Annotated in this window: 23 protein-coding genes and 1 pseudogene; 6 read left to right on the top strand and 18 right to left on the bottom strand. The window is 62.8% G+C overall.

The window, feature by feature from the left end; all coding sequences use genetic code 11:
• Positions 1-30 precede the first annotated feature (30 nt).
• Both AC0L2B_RS07875 and AC0L2B_RS07870 read left to right on the top strand, forming a co-directional pair.
• Positions 31-2,337: a xanthine dehydrogenase family protein molybdopterin-binding subunit gene (locus AC0L2B_RS07875; RefSeq protein WP_473744829.1), complete on the top strand. Its 2,307-nt coding sequence runs from the start codon at positions 31-33 to the stop codon at positions 2,335-2,337.
• Between the two features lie 44 nt (positions 2,338-2,381).
• On the top strand, positions 2,382-3,284 hold the full coding sequence (locus AC0L2B_RS07870; protein ID WP_287235213.1) for a DMT family transporter: 903 nt from the start codon (positions 2,382-2,384) through the stop codon (positions 3,282-3,284).
• On the opposite strand, the gene AC0L2B_RS07865 is transcribed toward AC0L2B_RS07870, so the two are convergent.
• From AC0L2B_RS07865 to AC0L2B_RS07855, 3 genes are all read right to left on the bottom strand, one after another.
• Complete coding sequence (locus AC0L2B_RS07865; RefSeq protein WP_027152758.1) at positions 3,285-4,097, bottom strand: helix-turn-helix domain-containing protein; 813 nt, start codon at positions 4,095-4,097, stop codon at positions 3,285-3,287.
• 74 nt (positions 4,098-4,171) lie between these two features.
• Positions 4,172-5,059, bottom strand: a complete 888-nt coding sequence (locus AC0L2B_RS07860) for a uracil-DNA glycosylase (RefSeq protein WP_473744828.1) — start codon at positions 5,057-5,059, stop codon at positions 4,172-4,174.
• A gap of 127 nt (positions 5,060-5,186) precedes the next feature.
• Entirely contained in the window at positions 5,187-5,831 is a 645-nt protein-coding gene (locus AC0L2B_RS07855) for a hypothetical protein (protein WP_473744827.1), read from the bottom strand.
• A 338-nt stretch (positions 5,832-6,169) separates the two neighbouring features.
• Between AC0L2B_RS07855 and AC0L2B_RS07850 the strand changes: the two genes are divergently transcribed.
• Both AC0L2B_RS07850 and AC0L2B_RS07845 read left to right on the top strand, forming a co-directional pair.
• The gene (locus AC0L2B_RS07850; RefSeq protein WP_473744826.1) at positions 6,170-7,849 is read left to right on the top strand and encodes an electron transfer flavoprotein-ubiquinone oxidoreductase; all 1,680 of its coding nucleotides are present in this window, start codon (positions 6,170-6,172) and stop codon (positions 7,847-7,849) included.
• Positions 7,850-7,993: 144 nt separating this feature from the next.
• Positions 7,994-8,599, top strand: coding sequence for a DUF922 domain-containing protein (locus AC0L2B_RS07845; RefSeq protein WP_473744825.1), 606 nt, complete (start codon positions 7,994-7,996; stop codon positions 8,597-8,599).
• Between the two features lies 1 nt (position 8,600).
• On the opposite strand, the gene AC0L2B_RS07840 is transcribed toward AC0L2B_RS07845, so the two are convergent.
• The 5 genes from AC0L2B_RS07840 to AC0L2B_RS07820 form a co-directional block, all read right to left on the bottom strand.
• Positions 8,601-9,671: an endonuclease/exonuclease/phosphatase family protein gene (locus AC0L2B_RS07840; RefSeq protein WP_473744824.1), complete on the bottom strand. Its 1,071-nt coding sequence runs from the start codon at positions 9,669-9,671 to the stop codon at positions 8,601-8,603.
• Between the two features lie 122 nt (positions 9,672-9,793).
• The gene (locus AC0L2B_RS07835) at positions 9,794-11,254 is read right to left on the bottom strand and encodes an AMP nucleosidase (RefSeq protein WP_473744823.1); all 1,461 of its coding nucleotides are present in this window, start codon (positions 11,252-11,254) and stop codon (positions 9,794-9,796) included.
• 129 nt (positions 11,255-11,383) lie between these two features.
• Positions 11,384-11,578 (bottom strand): hypothetical protein, encoded by a 195-nt coding sequence (locus AC0L2B_RS07830; protein WP_128168071.1) that lies wholly within the window; start codon positions 11,576-11,578, stop codon positions 11,384-11,386.
• 35 nt (positions 11,579-11,613) lie between these two features.
• Positions 11,614-11,763, bottom strand: coding sequence for a hypothetical protein (locus AC0L2B_RS07825; protein ID WP_287258542.1), 150 nt, complete (start codon positions 11,761-11,763; stop codon positions 11,614-11,616).
• A gap of 203 nt (positions 11,764-11,966) precedes the next feature.
• Positions 11,967-12,311, bottom strand: a complete 345-nt coding sequence (locus AC0L2B_RS07820; protein WP_027152751.1) for a DUF2147 domain-containing protein — start codon at positions 12,309-12,311, stop codon at positions 11,967-11,969.
• A gap of 463 nt (positions 12,312-12,774) precedes the next feature.
• Here AC0L2B_RS07820 and AC0L2B_RS07815 point away from each other — a divergent pair, with 463 nt between their 5' ends.
• Positions 12,775-13,041 (top strand): SEL1-like repeat protein, encoded by a 267-nt coding sequence (locus AC0L2B_RS07815; RefSeq protein WP_027152750.1) that lies wholly within the window; start codon positions 12,775-12,777, stop codon positions 13,039-13,041.
• A gap of 3 nt (positions 13,042-13,044) precedes the next feature.
• On the opposite strand, the gene AC0L2B_RS07810 is transcribed toward AC0L2B_RS07815, so the two are convergent.
• Positions 13,045-13,413 carry a hypothetical protein gene (locus AC0L2B_RS07810; RefSeq protein ID WP_473744822.1) on the bottom strand — a complete coding sequence of 123 codons (369 nt, stop codon included), beginning with the start codon at positions 13,411-13,413 and terminating at the stop codon, positions 13,045-13,047.
• Between the two features lie 133 nt (positions 13,414-13,546).
• On the opposite strand from AC0L2B_RS07810, the gene AC0L2B_RS07805 reads away from it, so the two are divergent.
• Positions 13,547-14,665 (top strand): ABC transporter substrate-binding protein, encoded by a 1,119-nt coding sequence (locus tag AC0L2B_RS07805; RefSeq protein ID WP_128172686.1) that lies wholly within the window; start codon positions 13,547-13,549, stop codon positions 14,663-14,665.
• 202 nt (positions 14,666-14,867) lie between these two features.
• Here AC0L2B_RS07805 and AC0L2B_RS07800 read toward each other — a convergent pair whose 3' ends face one another.
• From AC0L2B_RS07800 to AC0L2B_RS07760, 9 genes and pseudogenes are all read right to left on the bottom strand, one after another.
• On the bottom strand, positions 14,868-16,826 hold the full coding sequence (locus tag AC0L2B_RS07800) for an acetyl/propionyl/methylcrotonyl-CoA carboxylase subunit alpha (protein ID WP_473744821.1): 1,959 nt from the start codon (positions 16,824-16,826) through the stop codon (positions 14,868-14,870).
• A gap of 187 nt (positions 16,827-17,013) precedes the next feature.
• A complete protein-coding gene (locus AC0L2B_RS07795; RefSeq protein WP_473494154.1) occupies positions 17,014-17,391 on the bottom strand; it encodes a hypothetical protein in 378 nt (125 codons plus the stop codon).
• Positions 17,392-17,507: 116 nt separating this feature from the next.
• Positions 17,508-18,035: an O-acetyl-ADP-ribose deacetylase gene (locus AC0L2B_RS07790; protein WP_473509926.1), complete on the bottom strand. Its 528-nt coding sequence runs from the start codon at positions 18,033-18,035 to the stop codon at positions 17,508-17,510.
• Positions 18,036-18,038: 3 nt separating this feature from the next.
• A complete protein-coding gene (locus AC0L2B_RS07785; protein ID WP_473744820.1) occupies positions 18,039-19,646 on the bottom strand; it encodes a carboxyl transferase domain-containing protein in 1,608 nt (535 codons plus the stop codon).
• Positions 19,647-19,651: 5 nt separating this feature from the next.
• On the bottom strand, positions 19,652-20,035 hold the full coding sequence (locus AC0L2B_RS07780) for a type II toxin-antitoxin system VapC family toxin (protein WP_023800786.1): 384 nt from the start codon (positions 20,033-20,035) through the stop codon (positions 19,652-19,654).
• Positions 20,032-20,424: an AbrB/MazE/SpoVT family DNA-binding domain-containing protein gene (locus AC0L2B_RS07775; RefSeq protein ID WP_473744819.1), complete on the bottom strand. Its 393-nt coding sequence runs from the start codon at positions 20,422-20,424 to the stop codon at positions 20,032-20,034. The genes AC0L2B_RS07780 and AC0L2B_RS07775 overlap by 4 nt, the downstream gene beginning before the upstream one ends.
• 84 nt (positions 20,425-20,508) lie before the next feature.
• Entirely contained in the window at positions 20,509-21,672 is a 1,164-nt protein-coding gene (locus AC0L2B_RS07770) for an isovaleryl-CoA dehydrogenase (RefSeq protein WP_473744818.1), read from the bottom strand.
• A gap of 58 nt (positions 21,673-21,730) precedes the next feature.
• Positions 21,731-22,387 carry a TetR/AcrR family transcriptional regulator gene (locus AC0L2B_RS07765; protein ID WP_473744817.1) on the bottom strand — a complete coding sequence of 219 codons (657 nt, stop codon included), beginning with the start codon at positions 22,385-22,387 and terminating at the stop codon, positions 21,731-21,733.
• A 219-nt stretch (positions 22,388-22,606) separates the two neighbouring features.
• Positions 22,607-22,977, bottom strand: a pseudogene (locus AC0L2B_RS07760) (endonuclease domain-containing protein).
• Between the last annotated feature and the right edge of the window lie 434 nt (positions 22,978-23,411).

Below are 23,411 nucleotides of genomic sequence, written 5' to 3'. Positions count from 1 at the left end.
TCGTTTTCCAATCATCGTCGCGAGGTATCCATGACCGTCGTCACACCGAAATTCGGCATGGGCGCCTCTGTGCTGCGTCGCGAGGACCAGGCCTTCATCACGGGTCTCGGTCGCTATACGGACGACATCCAGCCGGCCGGCCTCCTGCACGGCTACGTCCTGCGCTCGCCGGTGGCCAAGGCAAGCTTCACCGTCGGTTCGACCGAGGCGGCCAAGGCGGCATCTGGCGTCCATCTGGTGCTGACCGGTGCGGATCTTGCTCATCTCGGCAAGCTGAAATCCGGCGTCATGCAGAGGCAGCCGGACGGCACCAAGGCGCCGACCCGCGACATTCCGGTCCTTTGCCGCGACCGGGTCAATTATGTCGGCGACGCCGTCGCCTTCGTCGTCGCCGACAGCCGCGCGCTGGCACAGGACGCGGCCGAACTGATCGAGGTCGATTATGCGGGCGAGGATGCCGCGTCCGGCACCGCCACGGCGCTTGACGAAGGCACGCCGCTGGTCTGGCCGGAACTCGGCTCCAACCGCGCCTTCAGCTACCACATCGGCGACAAGGCGAAGACCGCGGCGGCATTCGCCAGGGCGGCGCATGTCACCCGCATCGAATTCATCAACAATCGGCTGGTCTGCAACTACATGGAGCCGCGCTCGGCGATCGGCGAGTGGAACACGCGGGAGAACCGCTTCGTGCTGACCACGGGCTCGCAGGGCGTGCATTCGATGCAGGACATCCTGGCCGACATATTCAAGATCAAGAAGAACCAACTGCGCGTCATCACGCCGGATGTCGGCGGCGGCTTCGGGCCGAAAAGCTTCGTCTATCGCGAGCATCCGCTGGTGCTGGAGGCCGCCAGGCGCCTTGGCCGCCCGGTGAAATGGGCCGGCGACCGCACCGAGCATTTCCTCACCGATGCGCAAGGCCGCGACAATGTCGTGACCGCCGAGATGGCGATGGACAAGGACGGCCGCTTTCTCGGCATGAAGGTCGATCTCCTCGCCAATATCGGCGCCTATATCTCGCAATACGGCCCGTTCATCCCCTATATCGGCGTCACCATGTCGACCGGCGTCTACGACATCCAGGCGCTCGACGTTTCGGTGACCGGCCTCTACACCAATACTTGCCCGGTCGATGCCTACCGCGGCGCCGGCCGTCCGGAAGCGGCATTGCTGCTGGAAAAGCTCGTCGACGCCTGCGCCCACGACCTGGGCTTGCCAGTCGAAGAGATCCGCCGGCGCAATTTCATCAGGCCCGAGCAGTTCCCTTACCGCACGCAGACCGACCGCCTCTATGATACCGGCGAATTCGCAGGCCATATGGACCGCGCCATCGAACAAGCGGAGTGGCAGGCGTTTCCGGAGCGACTGGCGCAGTCGAAGGCGGAAGGCAAAATCCGCGGCATCGGCATGGCGACCTATATCGAGGCCTGTGCTTTTCCCGGCTCCGAACCGGCCTTTGTCGAATTGAACGGCGACGGCACGGTGACGCTGAAGATCGGCACCCAGACGAACGGGCAGGGGCATGCGACCGCCTATGCGCAGTTCCTCTCGGAAAAGCTTCATCTCGACATCGGCAAGATTCATGTCCGCCAGGGCGACACAGACGAGCTGAAGGCCGGCGGCGGCACCGGTGGCTCGCGCTCCATTCCGCTTGGCGGTGTGTCAGCTTCTCGCGCCGGCGAGGATCTGGCCATCAAGATCAGGCGCATCGCCGCCGATGAGCTGGAAGCCTCGGCCGACGACATCGAATTGTCCAACGGCGTTGCCCGCATCGTCGGCACCGACCGCACGATCGATTTTTCGAGCATCGCCAAGGCAGCCAAGAACCCGGACGATCTCAAGGGCTTTGGCGAGTTCGTGCAGGACGAATGCACCTATCCGAACGGCACCCACATCTGCGAGGTCGAGATCGATCCCGACACCGGCGTGACGGAAATTATCCGCTATACGATCGTCGACGATTTCGGCGTCACCGTGAACCCTGTCCTGCTGGCCGGCCAGGTGCATGGCGGCGTCGTCCAGGGCATCGGCCAGGCGCTGACCGAGAACACGGTCTATGACGAGGACGGGCAGCTGTTGACGGCAAGCTTCATGGACTATGCCATGCCGCGCGCCGACGATTTGCCGTTCTTCCATTTCGAGACCCGCAACGTGCCCTCGACCACCAATGCGCTCGGCATCAAGGGGGCAGGCGAGGCGGGCACGATCGGAGCGACGCCGGCCGCCCTCAACGCGGTGACGGATGCGCTCTATCGCACCTACGGCATCAAGCACATCGACATGCCGGCAACGCCGGCGCGCATCTGGGCGGCGATCCAGGAAGCAGCTGCCAAGTGAACCCGACGGACCAACCCGGCGGGCACAATACGCTGACCGGGATCATGCTCAAGATCGTCTCGGTGGCGGTCTTTGTCGCCATGTCGTCCTGCATCAAGGCGGCGGGCACGGTGCCGGCCGGCCAGATCGTCTTCTTCCGCTCGTTCTTTGCCATCTTTCCGATCGTCGTCTTCCTGGCCTTCCAGGGAAAACTTGGCACCGCGTTTTCGACCAAGCGCCCGCTCAACCACATCGCGCGCGGCGTTGTCGGCGTCTGCGCCATGGGGCTCGGCTTCTTCGCGCTGATTCGGCTGCCGCTGCCGGAAGCGATCGCGCTGAACTACGCACAGCCGCTGCTGGTGGTGGTGTTCAGTTCGATCTTCCTCGGCGAAGCGATCCGCGTCTATCGCTGGAGCGCGGTTGCGGTCGGACTGGTCGGGGTGCTGGTCATCTCATGGCCGGAACTGACGCTGCTGGGTTCGGGCGCAGCACTCGGCGATCAGGAGGTGCTCGGCGTCATCGCCGCACTGGTCGCGGCAGCGATCTCGGCCGTCGCCATGCTGCTGGTGCGCAACCTCGTCCAGAGCGAGCCGACGGCAACCATCGTGCTGTGGTTTTCGGTGACGGCGAGCCTCCTGGCGTTGCTCTCGCTGCCGTTTGGCTGGCAGGCGCTGACACCGGCGCAGGCGAGCCTGCTCATTGCTGCAGGCTTTTGCGGCGGGCTCGCCCAGATTCTGATGACCGCCGCCTATCGCCATGCCGAGGCCTCGGTCGTGGCGCCTTTCGAATACACGTCGATGCTGCTTGGCATCGTTGTCGGCTATCTCGCCTTCGGCGACGTCCCGACGGTTCATATGCTCATCGGCGGCGTGATCGTCGTTGCCGCCGGCATCTTCATCATCTGGCGCGAGCGCCAGCTTGGCCTCGAACGCGCCCGCACCCGCCAGGCGACCCCGCCGCAAGGATGATCAGGACGGCTCGGCCCGCTCGTTCGCCAACCGCACCAGCACGGTCCTTGTCTGCTCATCGGCGGGGAAAAAAGATTCGATCGCCAGTTCCGACAGCGTCACGTCGAGCGGCGTGCCGAACACGGTGATGGTGCTGATGAACGACAGCACGGCATCGCCATGCGCAAGCCGCAGCGGGTGCACGATCGCGTTCGGCTCGACCTGCAGCGGCCGTGCGCCGTTCAGGCCGGACGGATAGGTCCGAAGCTCGCGCTCCAGTTCGACCAGAACCGGGTCGCCAGTGGCGTCGTTCTGGCGTTTCAGCCGGTCGAGAAGATGCGCGCGCCATTCGGCCAGGTTGACGATGCGCGGCGCGATGCCACCCGGGTGCAGGCTGAGCCGCAGCACGTTGACCGGCGGCTTCAGCAAGGAAGGCTCGGCAACATTGGCCAGGAACGGGCCGATGGCGGTGTTCGCCGACACCAGGTTCCAGTGCCGGTCGACAGCCAGAGCCGGGAAGGGTTCGTGCCCCCTGAGCACGATCTCGACCGCCGCCATCGCCGGCGCCAGCGAGGCATCGCTGACCGGACGCTCGCTGAAGCTAGGGGCAAAGCCTGCGGCCAGCAGGAGCCGGTTGCGCTGCCTCAGCGGGATCGACAGCTGCTCGGCCAGATGCAGCACCATGTCGCGCGAGGGTGCCGCGCGGCCGCTTTCCACGAAACTCAGATGCCGTTGCGAGATTTCGGCTTCCATGGCGAGATCGAGCTGGCTCATGCGCCGGCGCATGCGCCATTCGCGAATGAGGCTGCCGGCGGAAGTCTGGGTTGCTGTCATGAGCGCATGACTAGGCCGGCCGCAGATGCATTTCAATTACCGGGGAGGTTATAGCGCCGCTCTTCCCTTCACCCTCAACCCAGCGTCCGCAGTTTCGCCTTCACCTCAAGAAAATCCCGCCACGCCAGCTTCTTGTGCGCGGGGGTTCTCAAGAGATAGGCCGGATGAAGCGTTGGCATGGCGGGAATGGCAATGCCGGCGGCGGTCGTGTGGACGCGCCAGTTGCCACGCAGCCGCAGGATGCCCTCTGTGGTGTTGAGAAGGGTGCTTGCCGAGGGGCCGCCCAAATTGACCAGCACCTTCGGATTGACCAGCTCGATCTGCCGTTCGATGAACGGCCGGCAAATCTCGGTCTCGTGCGGCGTCGGCGTGCGGTTGCCCGGCGGCCGCCAGGGAATGACATTGGCGATGTAGGCCGAGGTCCGGTCGAGGCCGATTGCGGCCAGCATCCGGTCGAGCAGCCGGCCCGAGCGGCCGACGAACGGCAATCCCTCGACGTCCTCGTCGCGCCCGGGCGCCTCGCCGACCAGCATGACGGCAGCATTCGGATTGCCGTCGGCGAACACCAGGTTCTTGGCGGTGAATTTGAGGTTGCAGCCGTCGAAAGCCGCCATGTGCTGGCGAAGTTCGTCCAGGGTTGCCGCCGTCGTCGCCAGGTGTCGAGCCAATGCCGCTTGCTGCTCGTCGGGCACTGTCGCCGTACCGGACGGCGCGCGCACCGCCGGCGCGGCAGCTTGCCTTTCGCCCATTCCGGCGCGTGACAGGCTTGTCGAGCGTGGCAGCGCTGCGTTTTCACCGGTTGGCGGCGTAACTGTCGCTGGCGCCCGCTCAGGCGGCTTTGACGCAGCCTCGGCAAACCTGTTCAGCGGCTCCTCTTCGAGCGCTTCATCGACGCCGGCGCTGGCGTAGAAGGCCAGCAGCTCGGCAATATCAGGTCGGTTGTCTCGGGAAACGGCAGTCATGCTTTCACATACAGTCGCGCGGCAGGAATTTGCAACATCGTGATTGGCGCGATGCTTCATGATTTCGTCATCCTCGGGCGGAGCATGAGCGAAGAGACGTTGCGAAGACCCAGTATGACGAAGTAGTTCAGCTCGACGGTATACGCGGATCCTGCACCAGATAGAACGTCCAGCGTGGTGTGTAGTCGGTGATCAGGTAATCGAATTTTGCCGTCTTCAACGGGTCGATCTTGCCGCTCTTGAACAGCAGCCGGTCATAGGGTTCGAAGTCGCGATCGAAATCGGCAAAGCTGCTCGACCAGATGTTGTCAGGCGTTTTGTTACGCTGGTCGAACGACAGGCCGTCGCCGAACACGCTCGGCCGGTGGAGTATCTCCTGGAGCTCGAATTGGAACTCGACCCAGGCCTGGCCGCTGTTGTTGAGCACGTCGATGCGCATATACATGAGGCCGTTGGCAAATTGGCCCGCAGTGCCGAAGGGGTGGATCGGCTTCGTCGTGCGGATCGTCAGTGTCACTGGTGTCGCCGAATTCAACTCTTCGGTGATGACAAGCGGGTCCTCCTTTGTCCCGATGCCCGAGGCGCTGGTGATGCGGAAGCCGCCCAGCTCGTCGGAAAAGGAGTAGGCTCCGGCCACCCAGACCCTTTGCGGCTCGGCGTGGGCGCCAACGGACGCCAGCGGCAAAAGGGCCAAAACGAGCGCCCGGCAAACCCGTCCGGGCGACGAAAAAAAGCGCGTCGATGAAAAGCCGGATGGCCCGTATGTGCGCATGGTGCGAAGTATGGCCGATAAGCAAGCCGTCGAACAATTAAAAAAAATCAGGGCAACGGCGATCTTTGGACCCGGATCGATGTTGGTGGACCCGCAAATCGCGATTTTGTAGTACGATGCGCGGCCTTTTTGACGAAATCGGCATTGTCACGTCAGCGCCGGTTTCGCGTCGCGAATTGATGCGCTATGCAGCGGATAAGCCAGCAAGATGCGCAAATGCGCTCGCATGATCCCAAAAAGTGAAATCACTTTTTGGAAAGGATCATGCGAAAATAAAGTTGCCAGAGTGTCCTTTGCGCGTCCAATGGGCGCGCGGCACTCTGGGCAGTGAGGGGTTGATGAGCGAGATCGAACGCGAAAGCATGGAATTCGACGTGGTCATCGTCGGCGCCGGGCCGGCCGGCCTCGCTGCCGCGATCCGTCTCAAGCAGGTCAATCCCGAGCTTTCCGTCGTCGTCCTGGAAAAGGGCGGCGAAGTCGGCGCTCACATCCTGTCCGGCGCCGTCGTCGATCCGATCGGCATCGACCGGCTGCTGCCGGGCTGGCGTGACGAGGAGGGACATCCCTTCAAGACGCCGGTCACCGCAGACCATTTCCTGGTCCTCGGCCCCGCCGGTTCGTTCCGTCTGCCCAATTTCCTGATGCCGCCGCTGATGAACAACCACGGCAACTACATCGTTTCGCTCGGCAATGTCTGCCGCTGGTTGGCGACCAAGGCCGTGGCGCTGGGCGTCGAGATCTATCCGGGCTTTGCCGCCGTGGACCTCATTTACAGTGACGAGGGCGCGGTCACCGGCGTTGTCACCGGCGATATGGGCGTCGAGAAGGACGGCACGCATGGCCCGGGGTTCGCGCCGGGCATGGCGCTGATGGGCAAATATGTGCTGATCGGCGAGGGCGCGCGCGGCTCGCTGGCCAAGCAGCTGATCGCCAAATACCGTCTTTCCGACGGCCGCGAGCCCGGCAAATACGGCATCGGTCTCAAGGAGCTCTGGCGGGTCAAGCCGGAGAACCATCGGCCGGGCCTTGTCCAGCACTCCTTCGGCTGGCCGCTCGACATGAAGACCGGCGGCGGCTCCTTCCTCTACCATCTGGAGGACAACCAGGTGGCGGTCGGCTTCGTCGTCCACCTCAACTACAAGAACCCCTATCTGTCGCCGTTCGACGAGTTCCAGCGCTTCAAGACCCACCCGGCGATCAGGGCCACATTCGAGGGCGGCAAGCGGCTCGGCTATGGCGCCCGTGCTATCACCGAGGGCGGCTGGCAGTCGGTGCCGAAACTGTCCTTCCCCGGTGGCGCGCTGATCGGTTGTGCTGCCGGCTTCGTCAACGTGCCGCGCATCAAGGGCTCGCACAATGCCGTGCTCTCCGGAATGCTGGCGGCCGAGCATGTCGCCGAGGCGATCGGCGCCGGCCGCGCCAATGACGAACTGGCTTCTTACGAGGCGGCATGGCGGGCAACCGACATCGGCAAGGATTTGAAGAAGGTGCGCAACGTCAAGCCGTTGTGGTCGCGCTTCGGCACCGTCGTCGGCGTCGGCATCGGCGGTCTCGACATGTGGCTGAATTCGCTGTTCGGGTTCTCACCCTTTGGCACGCTGAAGCACGGCAAGGCCGATCATGCGACGCTGGAGCCGGCCGCCAGGCATAAGAAGATCGCCTATCCGAAGCCGGATGGCGTGCTCACCTTCGACCGCCTGTCCTCGGTGTTCCTGTCCAACACCAACCACGAGGAAAACGAGCCTGTCCACCTGCTGGTCGCGGATATGGACCTGCAGCAGCGTTCCGAACACGATGTCTATGCCGGGCCATCGACACGCTACTGCCCGGCCAGTGTCTACGAATGGGTCGACAAGGATGGCAACGCCGCCGCCGATCCCGAGGCGAAGGACGTGCGCTTCGTCATCAACGCGCAGAACTGCGTCCACTGCAAGACCTGCGACATCAAGGATCCGAACCGAAACATTACCTGGGTGCCGCCACAAGGTGGAGAGGGACCAGTCTACCAAAACATGTAGCCCAGCAAGCCAGAACGGCCCGGCGGCTGTCTCGCCCGCCGATCAAATGAAGGCGCGTGAAGGCCTATTATATGTGCGGCGTCTAAAAGAAGTTGAAGCGGGGCGGCGCCTGTGGTTCCATTCTTTCTGACCCGGGAGATGACCATGCGCCTGGCGGTTCTGACGTGCCTTGCGGCGATTGGCGGCTTGTGCGGCTTCGCACCGTCGGCATTGGCTGACACGAAGGTGCTGGTCAAGACCCGGACCTACGACATCACTGGAACCACGGGCGCCGCCCTGATCGAGGCCATGGACCGCAACGGTCCGAAGCGGCACGGCTTCATGACGCACGCCATCGCGCTGGCCGCCTATACCGTAGATTGGGACCTCGACGTCACGAGGGAGGGTGGTGTCTGCCGCCTGCGGCAGGCCAATGGCACGCTCGATCTCACCTACACCTTGCCGCGTTTGGCCTCGGCCGCGACGCCGGCACTGCAGAAGCGCTGGAAGCGGTTTTTCGCGGGCGTTCGTGCGCACGAGCATAACCATGGCCGGATCGCCAGGACAATGATGCGGGCGACCGAAAGATCGATCACTGGACTGGAGTTCGCCGACAATTTGTTTTGCAGCAAGACGCACCGCGAGGCGAGGCGCCGGATCAAGGCCGTCTATGCCGAATACGAGGCGAAACAGAACGCCTTCGACGCGCGCGAGCATCGCGACGGCGGCCATGTCGAGCACCTCATCAGGGCGCTGTTGCGCAAGCAGTAGCTCAGCTTCGGGTCCTGCCGTTCTGTCTCACCGATGCCGTCGCGGTTTCGTGTTCATCGACCGGCTTCTTCTGTTCCGGCCTGAGCGAGAACTCCACCATCAGCGGAAGATGGTCGGACCCGGCGTTATCCAGCCTCGACACCGAATGGATGAGAACTGCGCCCTTGCTGAAAACAAGGTCGATCGGCAGTCCGGCGAAGCGCAGGAATTCCGGCAGCTTGATAGGGAGCCAGGTCGGCCCCGGCGAAGGCGCCACAGTCAGCTTGCCAAGTCCTGCGACGCGCCGGACGGCGGCGCTCCACGGCACTGCATTGCAGTCACATGCCATGATCGATGTCTCGCCGAGCGAGGCGAACTCCCCCGACAATCCGCCGATCTGCCATGACTGGTTGCGCGGCCATGGCCAGATGAGGTGCATGGCGGCGACGTCGACGTCGGTTCCGCCGAAATCGACCGTCGCGATGGCCATCGCGCCGCGGCCATCGCAGCGCGGTTGCGTGCCGGCGGCAAACGGCCGTCTGGACAGCAGCGCAACGCCGAAAACGCCATTGGGGTAGGGGCAGAGAATCCGGTGGGGGTAGGCGCTGGCGAGAAGGCCAAGCTTCGCCTTCCACATGTCGGACACCTCGTCGAGGGTGATCACATCAGGCTGGGTCCGGCCGATCAGCGACAGGACTTTTTCAGGCGTTGCATTGTTGAACCGCAGGTTCATCTGCAGCAGGCGGTAGACCGCCTTGTCACCGGGATGGACTGCCTGATCGCCGGGGTAAACGGGCTGATCGCCGGAGTAAACGGGCTGATCGCCGGCCTCGACTTCGTAGGCTGCCTGGACCGGCCACAGGCGGGGCACCGACAGGGCGTTCGACGTGGTGGCAAAGGCAGCCACCGCAAAGAGCAGCCCTGTGGCCGCCTGCAGGCGAAACGAGGTCGCCAGCAGCGGCAGCGCGCAAAGCGCCATCAGCACGGCAAGATGAACGCGGAAATGAGCGAAGGAATCGAAGGCCGGATGCAGCGTTCCGAAAAACCCGGCCACCAGCGCGACCGAGAAGACGAGCATTGCGACGAATGCCATCGAAGCCATCATGTCTCGAACGGATGCCATCTCCTTTGCTTATCGGCAGAAATGCAGCCAATCAAGATGGTGAAACGCCCTGCCGCGCTGTTACCATACTCCGATCGATGAAAGCCGCCGTCCTACTGGAACGCCGTCTCCGAAAAGCTTCTGAGCTTGCGCGAATGCAACCGTTCCATCGGCATCTCGGCCAGCTTTTCCATCGCCCTGATGCCGATGGTCAAATGCTGTGCCACTTGCCGCTTGTAGAACTCGGTCGCCATGCCGGGCAGCTTCAATTCGCCATGCAGCGGTTTGTCGGAGACGCAAAGCAGCGTACCGTAGGGTACGCGGAAGCGGAAGCCATTGGCGGCGATCGTCGCCGACTCCATGTCGAGCGCGATCGCCCGTGACTGCGACAGCCGCTGCACTGGCCCACGCTGGTCGCGCAACTCCCAGTTGCGGTTGTCGATGGTAGCGACTGTGCCGGTGCGCATGATACGCTTGAGGTCATAGCCGGAAAGGCCGGTGACTTCGGCGACCGCCTCCTGCAGCGCCACCTGGATTTCGGCCAGCGGCGGGATCGGCACCCAGACCGGAAGATCGTCGTCCAGAACATGGTCTTCCCGCACATAGGCGTGCGCCAGCACATAGTCGCCCAGCGCCTGGGTGTTGCGCAGGCCGGCGCAATGGCCGAGCATCACCCAGGCATGCGGCCTGAGCACCGCTATGTGGTCGGTGATCGTCTTGGCGTTGGAGGGGCCGACGCCGATATTGACCATGGTGATGCCGCCATGGTTCGGCTTCTTCAGATGGTAGGCCGGCATCTGCGGCAGGCGCGGCGGCGCCACGCCATGGCTGGGCGCGTTTTGTCCAGCCTTGGTGACGACGTTTCCCGGCTCGACGAATTCGACGTATCCGCCGCCGCCTTTCGCCATCAGATCGTGCGCACGGGCGACGAATTCGTCGATGTAGAACTGGTAATTGGTGAACAGCACGAAATTCTGGAAATGCTGCGGACTGGTCGCCGTGTAGTGCGACATCCGGTGCAGCGAGTAGTCGATGCGTTGCGCCGTGAACGCCGCCAATGGTCTGGCTTCGCCTAACGCCACTTCGAACGTGCCGTTGGCGATCTGGTCGTCGGTGCCGTCGAGATCCGGCACGTCGAACAGGTCACGGATCGGCCGCCTGATGCGCTCGGCTGCCGCGCCATCGACATGCGAGCCTTCCAGGAACGCGAAATGCAGCGGGATGGGCGTCGTCGATTCCGAAACCGTGACCGGAACGCCGTGATTGCGCATGATCAGGCGAAGCTGTTCGCTGAGATAGCGTTCGAACAGGGCGGGCTGGGTTATGGTGGTCGAGAAATGCCCGGGCGTCGGCATATGGCCGTAAGCCTGCCGCGAGTCGATCTGGGTGAACGAAGTCGTGGTGACACCGACCTCCGGATAAAACGCCCGGTAGCGCTTGTTGTTGTCGCCGCCTGCGGCAAGCGCCGTAAACGAATCGCGCAGGAATTTGGTGTTGCGGTCGTAGAGGGCCTGCAAGGCCGCGACGGCCTTTGCTGCATCATTGAAGATCTGCCGGCCAAACGGCTCCGGCATCACGACTGAGTCTATGGCTTGGGGATAGATTCGCTTTTCCATGACCCAATATAGAGGCTTGGCCATGCGGTTGGGAGGGGGCCGAAGGATCGTTTTTTATTTTGCATGGTTTCGATGAAGGCCGATTGCCTAGCCGCGCCGCAGGCTGATCAGCAGCACAAAGCCGACGCCGGTCTTCTTCAGCGCCGGCGCTTCGATTGTCGAGCCGGCATCGGCGCGCATCGTCGGCACGGCCAGAACCGGGGCCGCAAGAACCGTCAGGATGAGCGCCGCCCGTGGCAGGACCCGAAGGGTTTTCAGGACGTTGGCGACGATGCGGTTCATGGCTTTGCTTTTCTCCTCTCGAAGTCTTTGTCGGTTCAGGGGCGAAAATGGTTCACGCAACCGAACCGGCAGGAATTGGCCTGGTCCCAGTTGCGGGCCGAGCGCCCCTCGGCAACGAGGATGGCGAACGACATGCCGAACAGGCTCATCAGCAGGCAGACGATGGTGAAGCGGCGGGCGAACATGGCGTGGTGTCTCCTTCGACACGCATGAGAATGCCCTGATGCAACTGAACCGGTTCTGATGCCGGCGTTCATCTGCGGTTCAAATTTGGACTGTAGGGCGCAGAAGGCGCAGCCTGCGCGATCGATCGGAGTCGCAAACACAGAGGCGCGAACAAAAACGGGGCCTTAGCGGCCCCGTTTTCATTGTGGTGCAGTCGAAACGATCAGAGCTTGTGCCAGGTCTGGCTCCTGCAGATCAGCCCGCCGAGCACGCAGCCGCTCATCTTGAGCGAAGCGCCTGAGACCGAGGCCTTGCCCGAATAGGTCTTGTCGGTCTCCGGATCGGTTATCGTCCCCGTATATTTGTTGGCGCCGGACACCTTGAACGAACCGATGCGCTTGCCGGCAAACTTGCCGGATTTGAGCGTGATGGAAAATGCGTCGCCACCGCCCGTGATGGCGGCAGTCGAACCGGCTTGCGTTTTCCAGTTGCCTTCGATCGGGTCGGCCCAAGCGGTGCCGGCCATGATCAATGTGGCCGCGAGGGCCATGCTGATTTTGCGAAACATGTTTCTCCTCCCTGTGGGCATCCGGACGAACGTTCCGCCCCGCCAGTCTGCCTCTTACGCAAACGTAAGCTAATCCACCTCCCGGCAAAACAAAAGCGGTGCCGCTGCGGAAGACTTCGGGATTTTTCCCGGCCGCCTGAAGCGGTCTGGTCGGCGAGAAATGAAACACCGGGCATGCTGGCTTTGTCTTCCGTGGTTAGCGGAGTCTTGATTTGCGCCTCGCAAATTTTCATCAATTTTAGTCCAAACCGGCGCAATTGCTGGCTTTGCATCGTTAATGAATTTCCGCGTTTACCTCTTGTTTTAGCTTTGTTTTCCTCAAATTAAGCACGCCGTTTAACGACGGATTCAAGCCTTCGGTTCATTCTCGAAAGCATCGAAAGAGCGGCCGCCCCAAGGGTTTCCAGGGGACAGAACGAGGCAGCTCTCGGGAGCCTGACAGGGGCTAGAACAGGGGATTGAAATGGCACGTTTTGAAATGCCTGAAGCCGGCTTCGGCGCCATGGGGGCCACTGCCCAGGCCGACATTCTTTTCGAACTGGGCATGATGTATGCGACCGGCCGCGATTGCGAGACCGATGTCGTCGCCGCCCACAAATGGTTCAACATCGCTGCGATCAAGGGCTCGGTGCGCGCCGCGGAACTGCGCTCGGAATTGTCGGCCGCCATGTCGAAAGTCGAGATCGCCAGGGCGCTGCGCGAAGCCCGCGAATGGATGACGATGCACTAAGTCTCACCTGAACTCATCAGGTCCTGAGATCACCGACAGGGACGCTTCAAGGCCGCGCGAAGACGGCCGGACCGGCAAGAACAAGGCCGCGCAAGACGGCCGGACCAACAATGACAAGAACGCCGCAGGCCGGATACAGCCCAGCTGCGCGACGGACAGGGAAGGCGAGCGGTTTTCGGGACGCGCGTAGCGTTCGGGATTGTTCGATCGACAAAAGCCGCGACCGGCCGGAACAAGGCAGGCGCGGCTTTTCGCGTTTTCGGGACCATGATCCCAAAAAGTGGAAACCGGTTTTTGGAAGAAGATCATGGTCAAACAGTCGGACCATGATCCCAAAAAGTGGAAACCGGTTTTGGAAAAGATCATGGTCAAACAGAAAGCCGGCAGGCCCAATCGAGTGCCGCCGATGCGCCAAGACAGGCTTGGCGAACGGTGAAATTCTCCCACCTAATCTGGAAGAGGCGCGGTCGGAGCGGCCGCGCGCGAGTGGAGGAGTTGTATCGTCATGAAAAAGTTGGGTATTTTGAGCGCGGCCATTGTCGGCCTGGTGATGAGCGCGCCGGCCTTCGCCGAAGACATCACCTTTTCGGTGGTCGGACCGATGACCGGACAGCTTGCCACCATCGGCGACCAGTTCAAGCAGGGCGCGCAAGCCGCCGCCGACGCGATCAACGCCGCCGGCGGCGTCGACGGCCGCCAGATCAAGCTCGACGTCCAGGATGACCAGTGCGATCCGAAGCAGGCGGTTTCGGTCGCAAACCGCATCGTCGCCAACGGCGTCAAGTTCATCGATGGCCATGCCTGCTCGGGCTCGAGCATCCCGGCCTCGGCCGTCTATGCCGAAGCCGGTGCGATGATGATGTCGCCGGCTTCGTCGAACCCGGAGCTGACGGACGCGGCGGCGAAATCCGGCTGGCCGACGATCATGCGCCTTTATACGCGCGATGATGCGCAGGGCGCCTTCATCGGTCCATGGATCGCCAAGAAATACGCCGGCAAGAAGGTCGTCATCATGCATGACAAGAGCGCCTATGGGCAGGGCGTGGCCGATGCCGTCAAGGCGACGATGAACCAGAACGGCCTCAACGAGATCCTCTATGAGGGCATCAACGCCGGCGAAAAGGACTATTCGGCGCTTGTCACCAAGCTCAAGGAACTGAAGGCTGATGTGGTCTATTTCGGCGGCTACCACCCAGAGGCCGGCCTCATCCTGCGCCAGTCGGCGGAACAGGACTTCAAGTTCCAGCTGATCATGCCGGACTCGATTGCCACGCCGGAATTCTGGCAGGTTGCCGGCCCGGCCGGCGAAGGCACCATGTTCGTTTTCCCGTCGGATCCGCAGGCGAAGCCCGAAGCCAAGCAGGCCATCGAAAAGATCAAGGCGGGCGGCTTCGTGCCCGAGGGCTTTACGCTGTTCTCCTATGCCGTGATCCAGGCCTTTGCCGAGGGCATCAAGCGCGCCGGCAGCGACGACCCGGCCAAGGTTGCCGAAGCGCTGAAGAATGGCCAGCCGATCAGCACCGTCGTCGGCCCTGTCACTTTCGATGAAAAGGGCGACCTCAAGAACGTCAGCTACGACATCAACCAGTGGCACGACGGCAAATACGCGCCGATCCAGCCTTGATCGCCATTGCATGTCGCGCAAAAGTGCGCAGCGGTTTTGCGGAAACGACATGCACAAAAACAAGAACTAAAGCGCGTCGCGTGCGACGCGCTTTAGCGCCTGGCGACAATCGGAGATGGCCGGGGCAGATCCGGCCATTTTCATTTGGTCATGCGTTTGCGGCGCGCGTCTTCCGTCGTCGCCTCTCATTGGATGAACAGCGTCAGCCGTGGGCTTCCTCGGCAAAACGCACCAGCACCGTCCCATCGGTGACCTGTGCGCCCTCTGTTGCGATCTCGGCGATCGTCCCGTCATGCGTGGCGGAAATCGTGTGCTCCATCTTCATCGCTTCGAGGATCAACAGCGGCTGGCCCTTGATGACGGTTTCGCCTTTTGCCGCGCGCACCAACTTGACCAGTCCCGGCATCGGCGCGCGCAGGCTGTCGGCACCGGCGGCGATTTCGTCGGCCCTTGCCAACGGGTCCGGCACCGCGAAGCTGTAGCCGACGGCGCCTGAAAAGACAGTGACATGGCCTGGCCAGCGGGCGAGGCGAGGGGCGGCGCGAAGATCAAGCGCGCTGTCATAAAGTGCGTCCAGTGCCACCTGGAAGCGCCCGTCCGGCCGCATCGATACAAGCGCCAGGATATCGTCCTCGCCGTAGCGAAGCCGCGTGCGCCGCGCCATCGCGTGGAAATGCGCATAGCCGGCAAGCGACGACCACGGCTCGCGGGTCGGCGCCTGAGCCCCGGCGCCGGACGCTGCAAGTGCGGCCGCGGCGACGATCTCGCTGCTCGGCGGCGGCACTGCGGTCAGCGCTTGCTGGTGCCTGCCGATCAGCCCGGTGTCGACCTCACCTGCCGAAAAATCCGCGTCAGCGGCGAGAGCCGCGAGAAAGGCGGTGTTGACGGTCGAGCCGGCGATCTCGGTTTGCGAAAGGGAAATGCCCAGTGCTTCGAGCGCCGCCTGCCGGTTCTTGCCATGGACGACGAGCTTGGCGATCATCGGGTCGTAGAACGGCGAGATGGCATCGCCAGTCCGCACGCCGGTCTCGATCCGCATGCTGGCGCCCTCGGGCGCTGTATCCGGAAATTTCAGGTGATGCAGCGTGCCCGTCGCCGGCAAAAAACCCTTTGCCGCGTCTTCGGCATAGATGCGCGCCTCGAAGGCATGTCCGGAGAGCGCAATCTCGCTCTGCGTCTTCGGCAGCTTTTCGCCGGACGCCACCCGCAACTGCCATTCGACCAGATCGGTGCCGGTGACCATTTCGGTGACGGGATGCTCGACCTGCAGGCGAGTGTTCATTTCCATGAACCAGAAGCGGTCGGCCTTCAGCCCTTGCGAGGCGTCGACGATGAACTCGATCGTGCCGGCGCCGGAATAGTCGATCGCCTTGGCGGCCTTCACCGCCGCCTCCGTCATTGCCTTGCGCAATGCCGGCGTCATCCCGGGAGCGGGGGCTTCCTCGATCACCTTCTGATGGCGCCGCTGCGCCGAGCAGTCGCGCTCGTAGAGATGCACGACATTGCCGAAGATATCGCCGAAAACCTGAACCTCGATGTGGCGCGGCTTGTCGACATATTTCTCGACCAGCACGCGGTCGTCGCCGAACGCGGCCTTGGCCTCGCGCCGCGCACCCGACAGCGCCTCGGAAAAGTCGTCGGGATGTTCGACGCGCCGCATGCCCTTGCCGCCGCCGCCGGCGCGCGCCTTGATCAGCACGGGATAGCCGATCTCGCGTGCCTTGGAGGCGAGCAGCACGATCTCCTGCGCCTCGCCGTGATAGCCCGGCACAACCGGCACGCCGGCCTTCTCCATCAGCCGCTTGGCCGCGTCCTTCAGCCCCATGGCGCGGATCGAGGCGGCCGACGGGCCGATGAAGACGAGCCCGGCCGCTGTCACCTGATCGACGAAATCAGGGTTTTCCGACAGAAAACCGTAGCCGGGATGGATGGCTTCGGCGCCGGTGGCCAAAGCCGCCGCGACGATCTTGTCGCCGCGCAGATAACTTTCGCCGACCGGCGAGGGTCCGATATGCACCGCTTCGTCGGCCATCTCGACATGCAAGGCGCCGGCGTCGGCGTCGGAATAGACGGCGACCGTGCGCACGCCCATCCTGCGCGCGGTGCGGATCACCCGGCAAGCGATCTCGCCGCGGTTGGCGATCAGGATTTTGGCGAACATGGGACCTCCAAAGCCAGAGCTTGCCGCCAACGGCGCGAATGCTCCTTCACGCGGGCTGTGGCAACACCCTGCTTTGCAGTCCGGCCATTGTCAAAGGATCGGTAAGCCAGGCCCGCTTACGTCTGAAAACGTTGCAGTGTCATCTTCGCCCCATCCCGCTGGTATTTGCGCCCGTTGCTGCAGCAACCTACTTGGAGGCGGCGATGGCGCAGCCGCCTGCCGCCGTCTTGAGTTTCCACCTCGTCAAGCCGGCCTGACAATTGCGCAACGCTCTCTCTTCCGCGGCCTGTTGCGAGGGGGCGTTGAGCGTGGAACCACAGATGATGTAGAGGTCGCTGACGCGCGAATAGAACGTCGTCGCATAGGCCGAATGGCCGCTGGCCGCGACATAGGATTTATAGGCTTTCGGGCAATCTCCGGTCGAACCTGCCGGAAAATTGACGGCGAAACGACGGTCGCCTTTGTTTCCCGCCAGCGATTCCGCCGCTCCCACGCCAGGGGTCGCTAATATAAGCAACGTCGAAAGTACTGACATAGTTGTTTTTTGAAAAATCTGCAGTCTCATCTTCGCCAAATCCCCACGGTATTTGCGATAAGCAATAACCGCGATTCTTTCGTCTGACCAGATCGGTGAATGAAAATAAGTCTGAAACTATGAAGGGGTTTTCCTACCTGTGCCGGTCACGCTCCGCCAAGCAGCAACGCCTGTTGGTATAGGTCCGCCGTCTGTTGGTCGAAGCAGCAGAAGATGACGGTTTCAGGAACCGCATTGTGGCTGACAAAGGCGCTCACCGTGCCAACGGCGATCTGCGTCGCCTGGTCCTTTGGATACCGGTATACACCGGTCGAGATCGCCGGAAATGCCACCGTCCTGCAATCCTTGCCGGCGGCGAGTTCGAGCGACCGGCGGTAGCAGGAGGCCAACAACTCGGCTTCGCCCTTGCCGCCGCCTTGCCAGACCGGCCCGACCGTGTGGATGACATAGCGTGCCGGCAGCCTGTAGCCCTTGGTGAGTTTTGCGTCGCCGACCTTGCAGCCATTGAGGGATTGGCATTCGGCCAGAAGTTCGGGGCCGGCCGCACGGTGGATGGCGCCGTCGACGCCCCCGCCACCCAGAAGTGAGGTGTTGGCGGCGTTGACGATGGCGTCGACCGCCAGCCTGGTGATGTCGCCGACATGAACGCGAATCCTTGCCTCGATCTCGCTCATCGGTCACATCCTGAACACGCCGAAGCTTGTCTCCTCGATCCCGGCGTTCAGCGCTGCGGACAGGCTGAGCGCCAGCACCTCGCGCGTCTTGGCCGGATCGATGATGCCGTCGTCCCAGAGCCGGGCGGAGGAATACAGAGGGTGGCCTTCATGCTCGTATTTCATCAGGATCGGCTTCTTGAATTTTGCCTCCTCCTCCGCGCTCCATTCCCCGCCCTTGCGTTCGATCCCCTCGCGCTTGACCACGGCCAGCACGGTGGCCGCCTGCTCGCCGCCCATCACCGAAATGCGGGCATTCGGCCACATCCACAGGAAGCGTGGCGAATAGGCGCGTCCGCACATGCCGTAATTGCCGGCGCCGAACGAGCCGCCGATGATCATGGTGACCTTCGGCACGCGGGCCGTGGCGACCGCCATCACCAGCTTGGCGCCGTCCTTGGCGATGCCGCCGGCCTCGTATTTTCGCCCGACCATGAAGCCGGTGATGTTCTGCAGGAAGATCAGCGGAATCTTGCGCTGGCAGCACAACTCGATGAAATGCGCGCCCTTCAGCGCACTTTCGGAAAACAGCACGCCGTTGTTGGCGATGATGCCGACCGGCATGCCGTTGAGATGGGCAAAGCCGGTGACCAGCGTGATGCCATAATTCTGCTTGAACTCGTCGAATTCGGAGCCGTCGACGATGCGGGCGATCACTTCACGCACGTCATAGGGCTGGCGCAGATCGGTCGGCACGATGCCGTAGAGTTCTTCGGCAGCATGAAGCGGCGCAATCGGATCGCGTAGCGCCAGCCCGATCTGCTTCTTTCGATTGAGGTTCTTGACGATGCGGCGCGCGATCGCCAGCGCATGCTCGTCGTCCAGCGCAAAATGATCGGCCACGCCGGAAAGCCGCGTGTGGACCTCGGCGCCGCCCAATTCCTCCGCGCTGACGTCCTCGCCGGTAGCGGCCTTCACCAGCGGCGGACCGCCGAGGAAGATGGTCGCCTGGTTGCGCACCATGATCGTCTCGTCCGACATCGCCGGCACATAGGCGCCGCCCGCCGTGCACGAACCCATGACGCAGGCGATCTGCGGAATGCCAGCAGCCGACATGTTGGCCTGGTTGTAGAAGATGCGGCCGAAATGGTCGCGGTCGGGAAACACCTCGTCCTGGTTGGGCAGGTTGGCGCCGCCGCTGTCGACCAGATAGACGCAAGGCAATCTGTTCTGCAGCGCGATCTCCTGGGCGCGCAGATGCTTCTTCACCGTCAGCGGATAATAAGTGCCGCCCTTCACCGTGGCGTCGTTGACGACGACCATCACTTCGCTGCCTTCGACGCGGCCGATGCCGGTAATGATGCCGGCCGATGCGATGTCCTCACCATACATCGACCACGCGGCGAACTGGCCGATCTCGAGGAATGGCGAGCCGGTGTCGAGCAATTGGGCGAGGCGCTCGCGCGGCAAAAGCTTGCCGCGGCTCTGGTGGCGCTCACGCGCTTCCTCCGAGCCGCCGCGCTCGACGGTTGCCGCCTTTTGCGCAATGTCGGCGACCAGCGCCCGCATGCGCTCGGCATTGGCGCGGAAGGTGTCTGAGGCTGGCGAGATTTGCGAGGTGAGGGGGGCCATTGGCGTTACCGGATCAGTTCGATCTTGCAGCCGATATCCAGGTCGCCCCAGCCGCGGTCGGCGGTGACGGCTATGGCGTTCTCGCGAATTGCCAGGGCCAGGCAGGCCCGATCGCCCAGCGACAAGCCGCGATGCCGCGTCAGCTCGCGAAGCTGACCGGCGGCGATGCCCATCATCTCGTCGAAAGCAGCGACCGGCATGCCGAGACTGGCGAGGTCGTCCGCGGCCTCTTCCATGCTGCGTCCCTTGTCGATCAGCTTGGCGATAATTTCGGCCGCATTGACGGAGCTGAATTGCGCATCCGGCGCGAAACCCAAGGCAACATCGGTGCCTTTCTCGTTAAGCAGGATCGCAAGCGCCGCCGAGCTGTCCATGACGTAAGCTTTCACTTCGCTCCCTTCCCCGCCGTTCCTTCGGCATGAAGCCGGTCCAAACGTTTATCGCTTCGACGCTGTTCTTCCCGCCGCTCCTTCAGAAATTCGTCGACGACACTTTCGCCGGGCTTTTTCAACGCTGACAATTCGGCCTGGACGCGCCGCAGGTTCCGAAGCCACGACCTTACCCGCAACTCGCCGTTCTCGACATGAAGGATCAAGTCTTCACCAGGCTTCACGCCCATTTCCTCGCGCATCGCAGCCGGGATCACGAAGCGTCCGCCCTCGCCAAGTCTGACGCGCTCGCGTTTCGCTGGCATCCGGAGCGGAGTTTTTTGAGCTCCTGCGTCGAATTGTGTCGGCGGGTTCTCGTCAAACCCAACCTTTTCGGTTCCGTTCGCCATGTTCTGCCTCGGTCCGGAAATATGACATCTCGGGAGAAATATGGGGCAAATTGTCCAGCATGGCAAATTTAGGAAATAGTGCCATCAGACTCGTTCCGCCATGATTTCCCGCCCGATCAGCCAGCGGCGGATCTCGCTGGTGCCGGCGCCGATCTCGTAGAGCTTGGCGTCGCGCAAAAGCCGGCCGGTCGGATAGTCGTTGATGTAGCCATTGCCGCCCAGCAGCTGGATGGCGTCGAGCGCCATCTGCGTCGCCTTCTCGGCAGCGAACAGCACGCAAGCGGCGGCGTCCTTGCGGCTCGTCTGGCCGCGGTCGCAGGCAGCGCCGACGGCATAGACATAGGCGCGCGCGGCGTTCATCGTCGTATACATGTCTGCGAGCTTGCCCTGCACCAGCTGGAACTCGCCGATCGGCTGACCGAACTGCTTGCGTTCGTGCACATAGGGGACCGCCACATCGAGGCACGCCGCCATCAGCCCGAGCGGGCCGCCGGCGAGCACCGTGCGCTCGTAGTCGAGACCCGACATCAGCACCTCGACGCCGCGCCCCTCCTCATGCAGCACATTGTCGAACGGCACTTCGACATCCGAAAAAACCAGTTCGCCGGTGTTGGAGCCGCGCATGCCGAGCTTGTCGAGCTTTTGCGCGACGGAAAATCCGGCGAAATCCTTTTCGACGATGAAGGCGGTGATGCCGCGCGACTGGAGTTCTGGATCGGTCTTGGCGTAGACGACCAGCGTCTCGGCATCCGGGCCGTTGGTGATCCACATCTTGGTGCCGTTCAGCACATAGCAATCATTGCGCTTTTCCGCGCGCAGTTTGAGCGACACGACGTCGGAGCCGGCGCCGGATTCCGACATTGCCAGCGCGCCGACCTTTTCGCCGCTGCACAGCGCAGGCAGATATTTTTCCTTCTGCGCCGGTGTCGCCCAGCGATTGATCTGGTTGACGCAGAGGTTGGAATGGGCGCCGTAGGAGAGGCCGACCGAGGCCGAGGCGCGCGAAATCTCCTCCATCGCCACGACATGGGCGAGATAACCCATGCCGGTGCCGCCGAATTCCGGATCGGCGGTGATGCCGAGCAGGCCGAGCCCACCGAGCTCGGCCCACAGATGCGCCGGAAATTCATTCGAGCGGTCGATCTCGGCGGCGATCGGGGCGATCTTGTCCTGGGCGAAGCGCCGCACCAGGTCGCGCAGCGCCTCGATGTCTTCGTCAAGCCCGAAGTTGAGTGTGTGCGTGTACATGCCGTTCCTCCCGGCGCACGGCCCCGAAATCGAATTCAATTTCGGGAAGGGCGCAAAATCAAAGTGCTACAGCGTCCTTTGCGCGCCGGCTGCGGCGCTGCAGGTCGTTGTCGCGCCATGGGCCTTTGCTTCCAACCAGGCGCATCGTCATTGAAAGATATGTGGCGGTCACCTCCGAGATCGATAGCCGCTCGCCCGGCCGGAACCAGACGATGACGCCGGTCATCATCTGGATCAGCGCCATGGCGGTCAGCCCTGTGTCTTCGACGTCAAAGACGCCGGCTTCCGTGCCGTCGCGCAAAATGACGCGCAGCTCCTTCTCATAGGCGGTGCGCATACGCAGGATCCGCGTCAGGCGGTCATGCGACAGGCTGCGCAATTCCATGTTCGAGACATGGGTGGAATGGCGGCGCTCGACATGGAAGGCGATGTGGTTTTCGACATAGGCGGCGAGCCGTGTCGTCGGATCGGCTGCGGCCGGGCGGGCCGCGTCCCACGCCTCGATCAGCCCTTGCATGTGCTCACGCATCAGCGTGAACAACAGGTCTTGCTTGGTCGGAAAATAACGGTAGAGCGCCGCCGCCTGGACGCCGACCTCGGCGGCCAGCTGGCGCATCGACATCGCCTCATAGCCAAGACGCGCGATCAGGCTGACCGCCGCCTCGCGGACCGCTGCTTCGGTCTTTTCGCCGTCGGAACCGGTCGTGCGCGCCATGCAAGGCCTCGTTGAGAGGGTAAGAATAAAACGAACGTTTAATTAATTCAAGGCGCGATCTTCCCTTCTCCCCTTGTGGGAGAAGGTGGCCTCGCGAAGCGAGGTCGGATGAGGGGTGTTCCAGCTTGGCATCGCCAGCACTCCGTCCAACACCCCTCATCCGTCTCGGCGCTACGCGCCGATCCACCTTCTCCCACAAGGGGAGAAGGAAGAGCGCTTTTACCGCCACGGCTGCAAACTCTGGTCGCCGACGTAAGCGATGATGGTGTCGCAGACGGCGTTCAAATCGCGCAGCACGTCGTCGTTCCAAAAGCGCAACACACGAAAGCCGCTCGCCTTCAATTCGGCGTCTCGCTCCCGGTCATAGTTTGAATCCGCATGCTGGCTGCCGTCGATTTCGACGATCAGCCTGGCCTCGGCGCAAACGAAATCGGCAATGAATCTGCCGATAGGAACCTGACGCCGGAATTGATGCGGTCGAGCCTGCGTCCGCGCAGCTCGTGCCACAGGCGGTCCTCCGCCTCTGTTGGCTTGCGCCGCATCGAGCGGGCGAAGCGACGTTTGGTTGGAGCGACGGGCTGATGCGGCATCGGGCGAGATTACCCGGCCTTGGCGCTCCGTCCAGCACCATCGTCACGCAAATCGCCGACCTTCGCGATTGACTCCCCCTTCTCCCCTTGTGGGAGAAGGTGGCCTCGCGAAGCGAGGTCGGATGAGACACATCGCCCGGCACCGGGCGCCATCGTAGATGAAAGGTGCGCGGGCCGCTTTCTCTGGTATATCGGCTTAAAATCGAGTCCTTGGCCCAAGCCGCTATCTCATTGAAATAAAGCAGAGTTTGAAGTTACTTTCATGGCAGGGGTGTTCCAGCTTGGCACTGCCGGCACTCTGTCCAACACCCCTCATCCGTCTCGGCGCACGCGCCGATCCACCTTCTCCCACAAGGGTGTTTGGACCGGAGACATCGCGAACAGGTGTGCGAGGACATCGCGAACAGTTTGCCATCCTATCGAGCAAGGGCATT

It is taken from the genome of Mesorhizobium sp. WSM4815 (assembly GCF_055811575.1).
The sequence above is the reverse complement of the archived record's forward strand: the minus strand, read 5'-3'. Positions and strand labels throughout refer to the sequence as shown.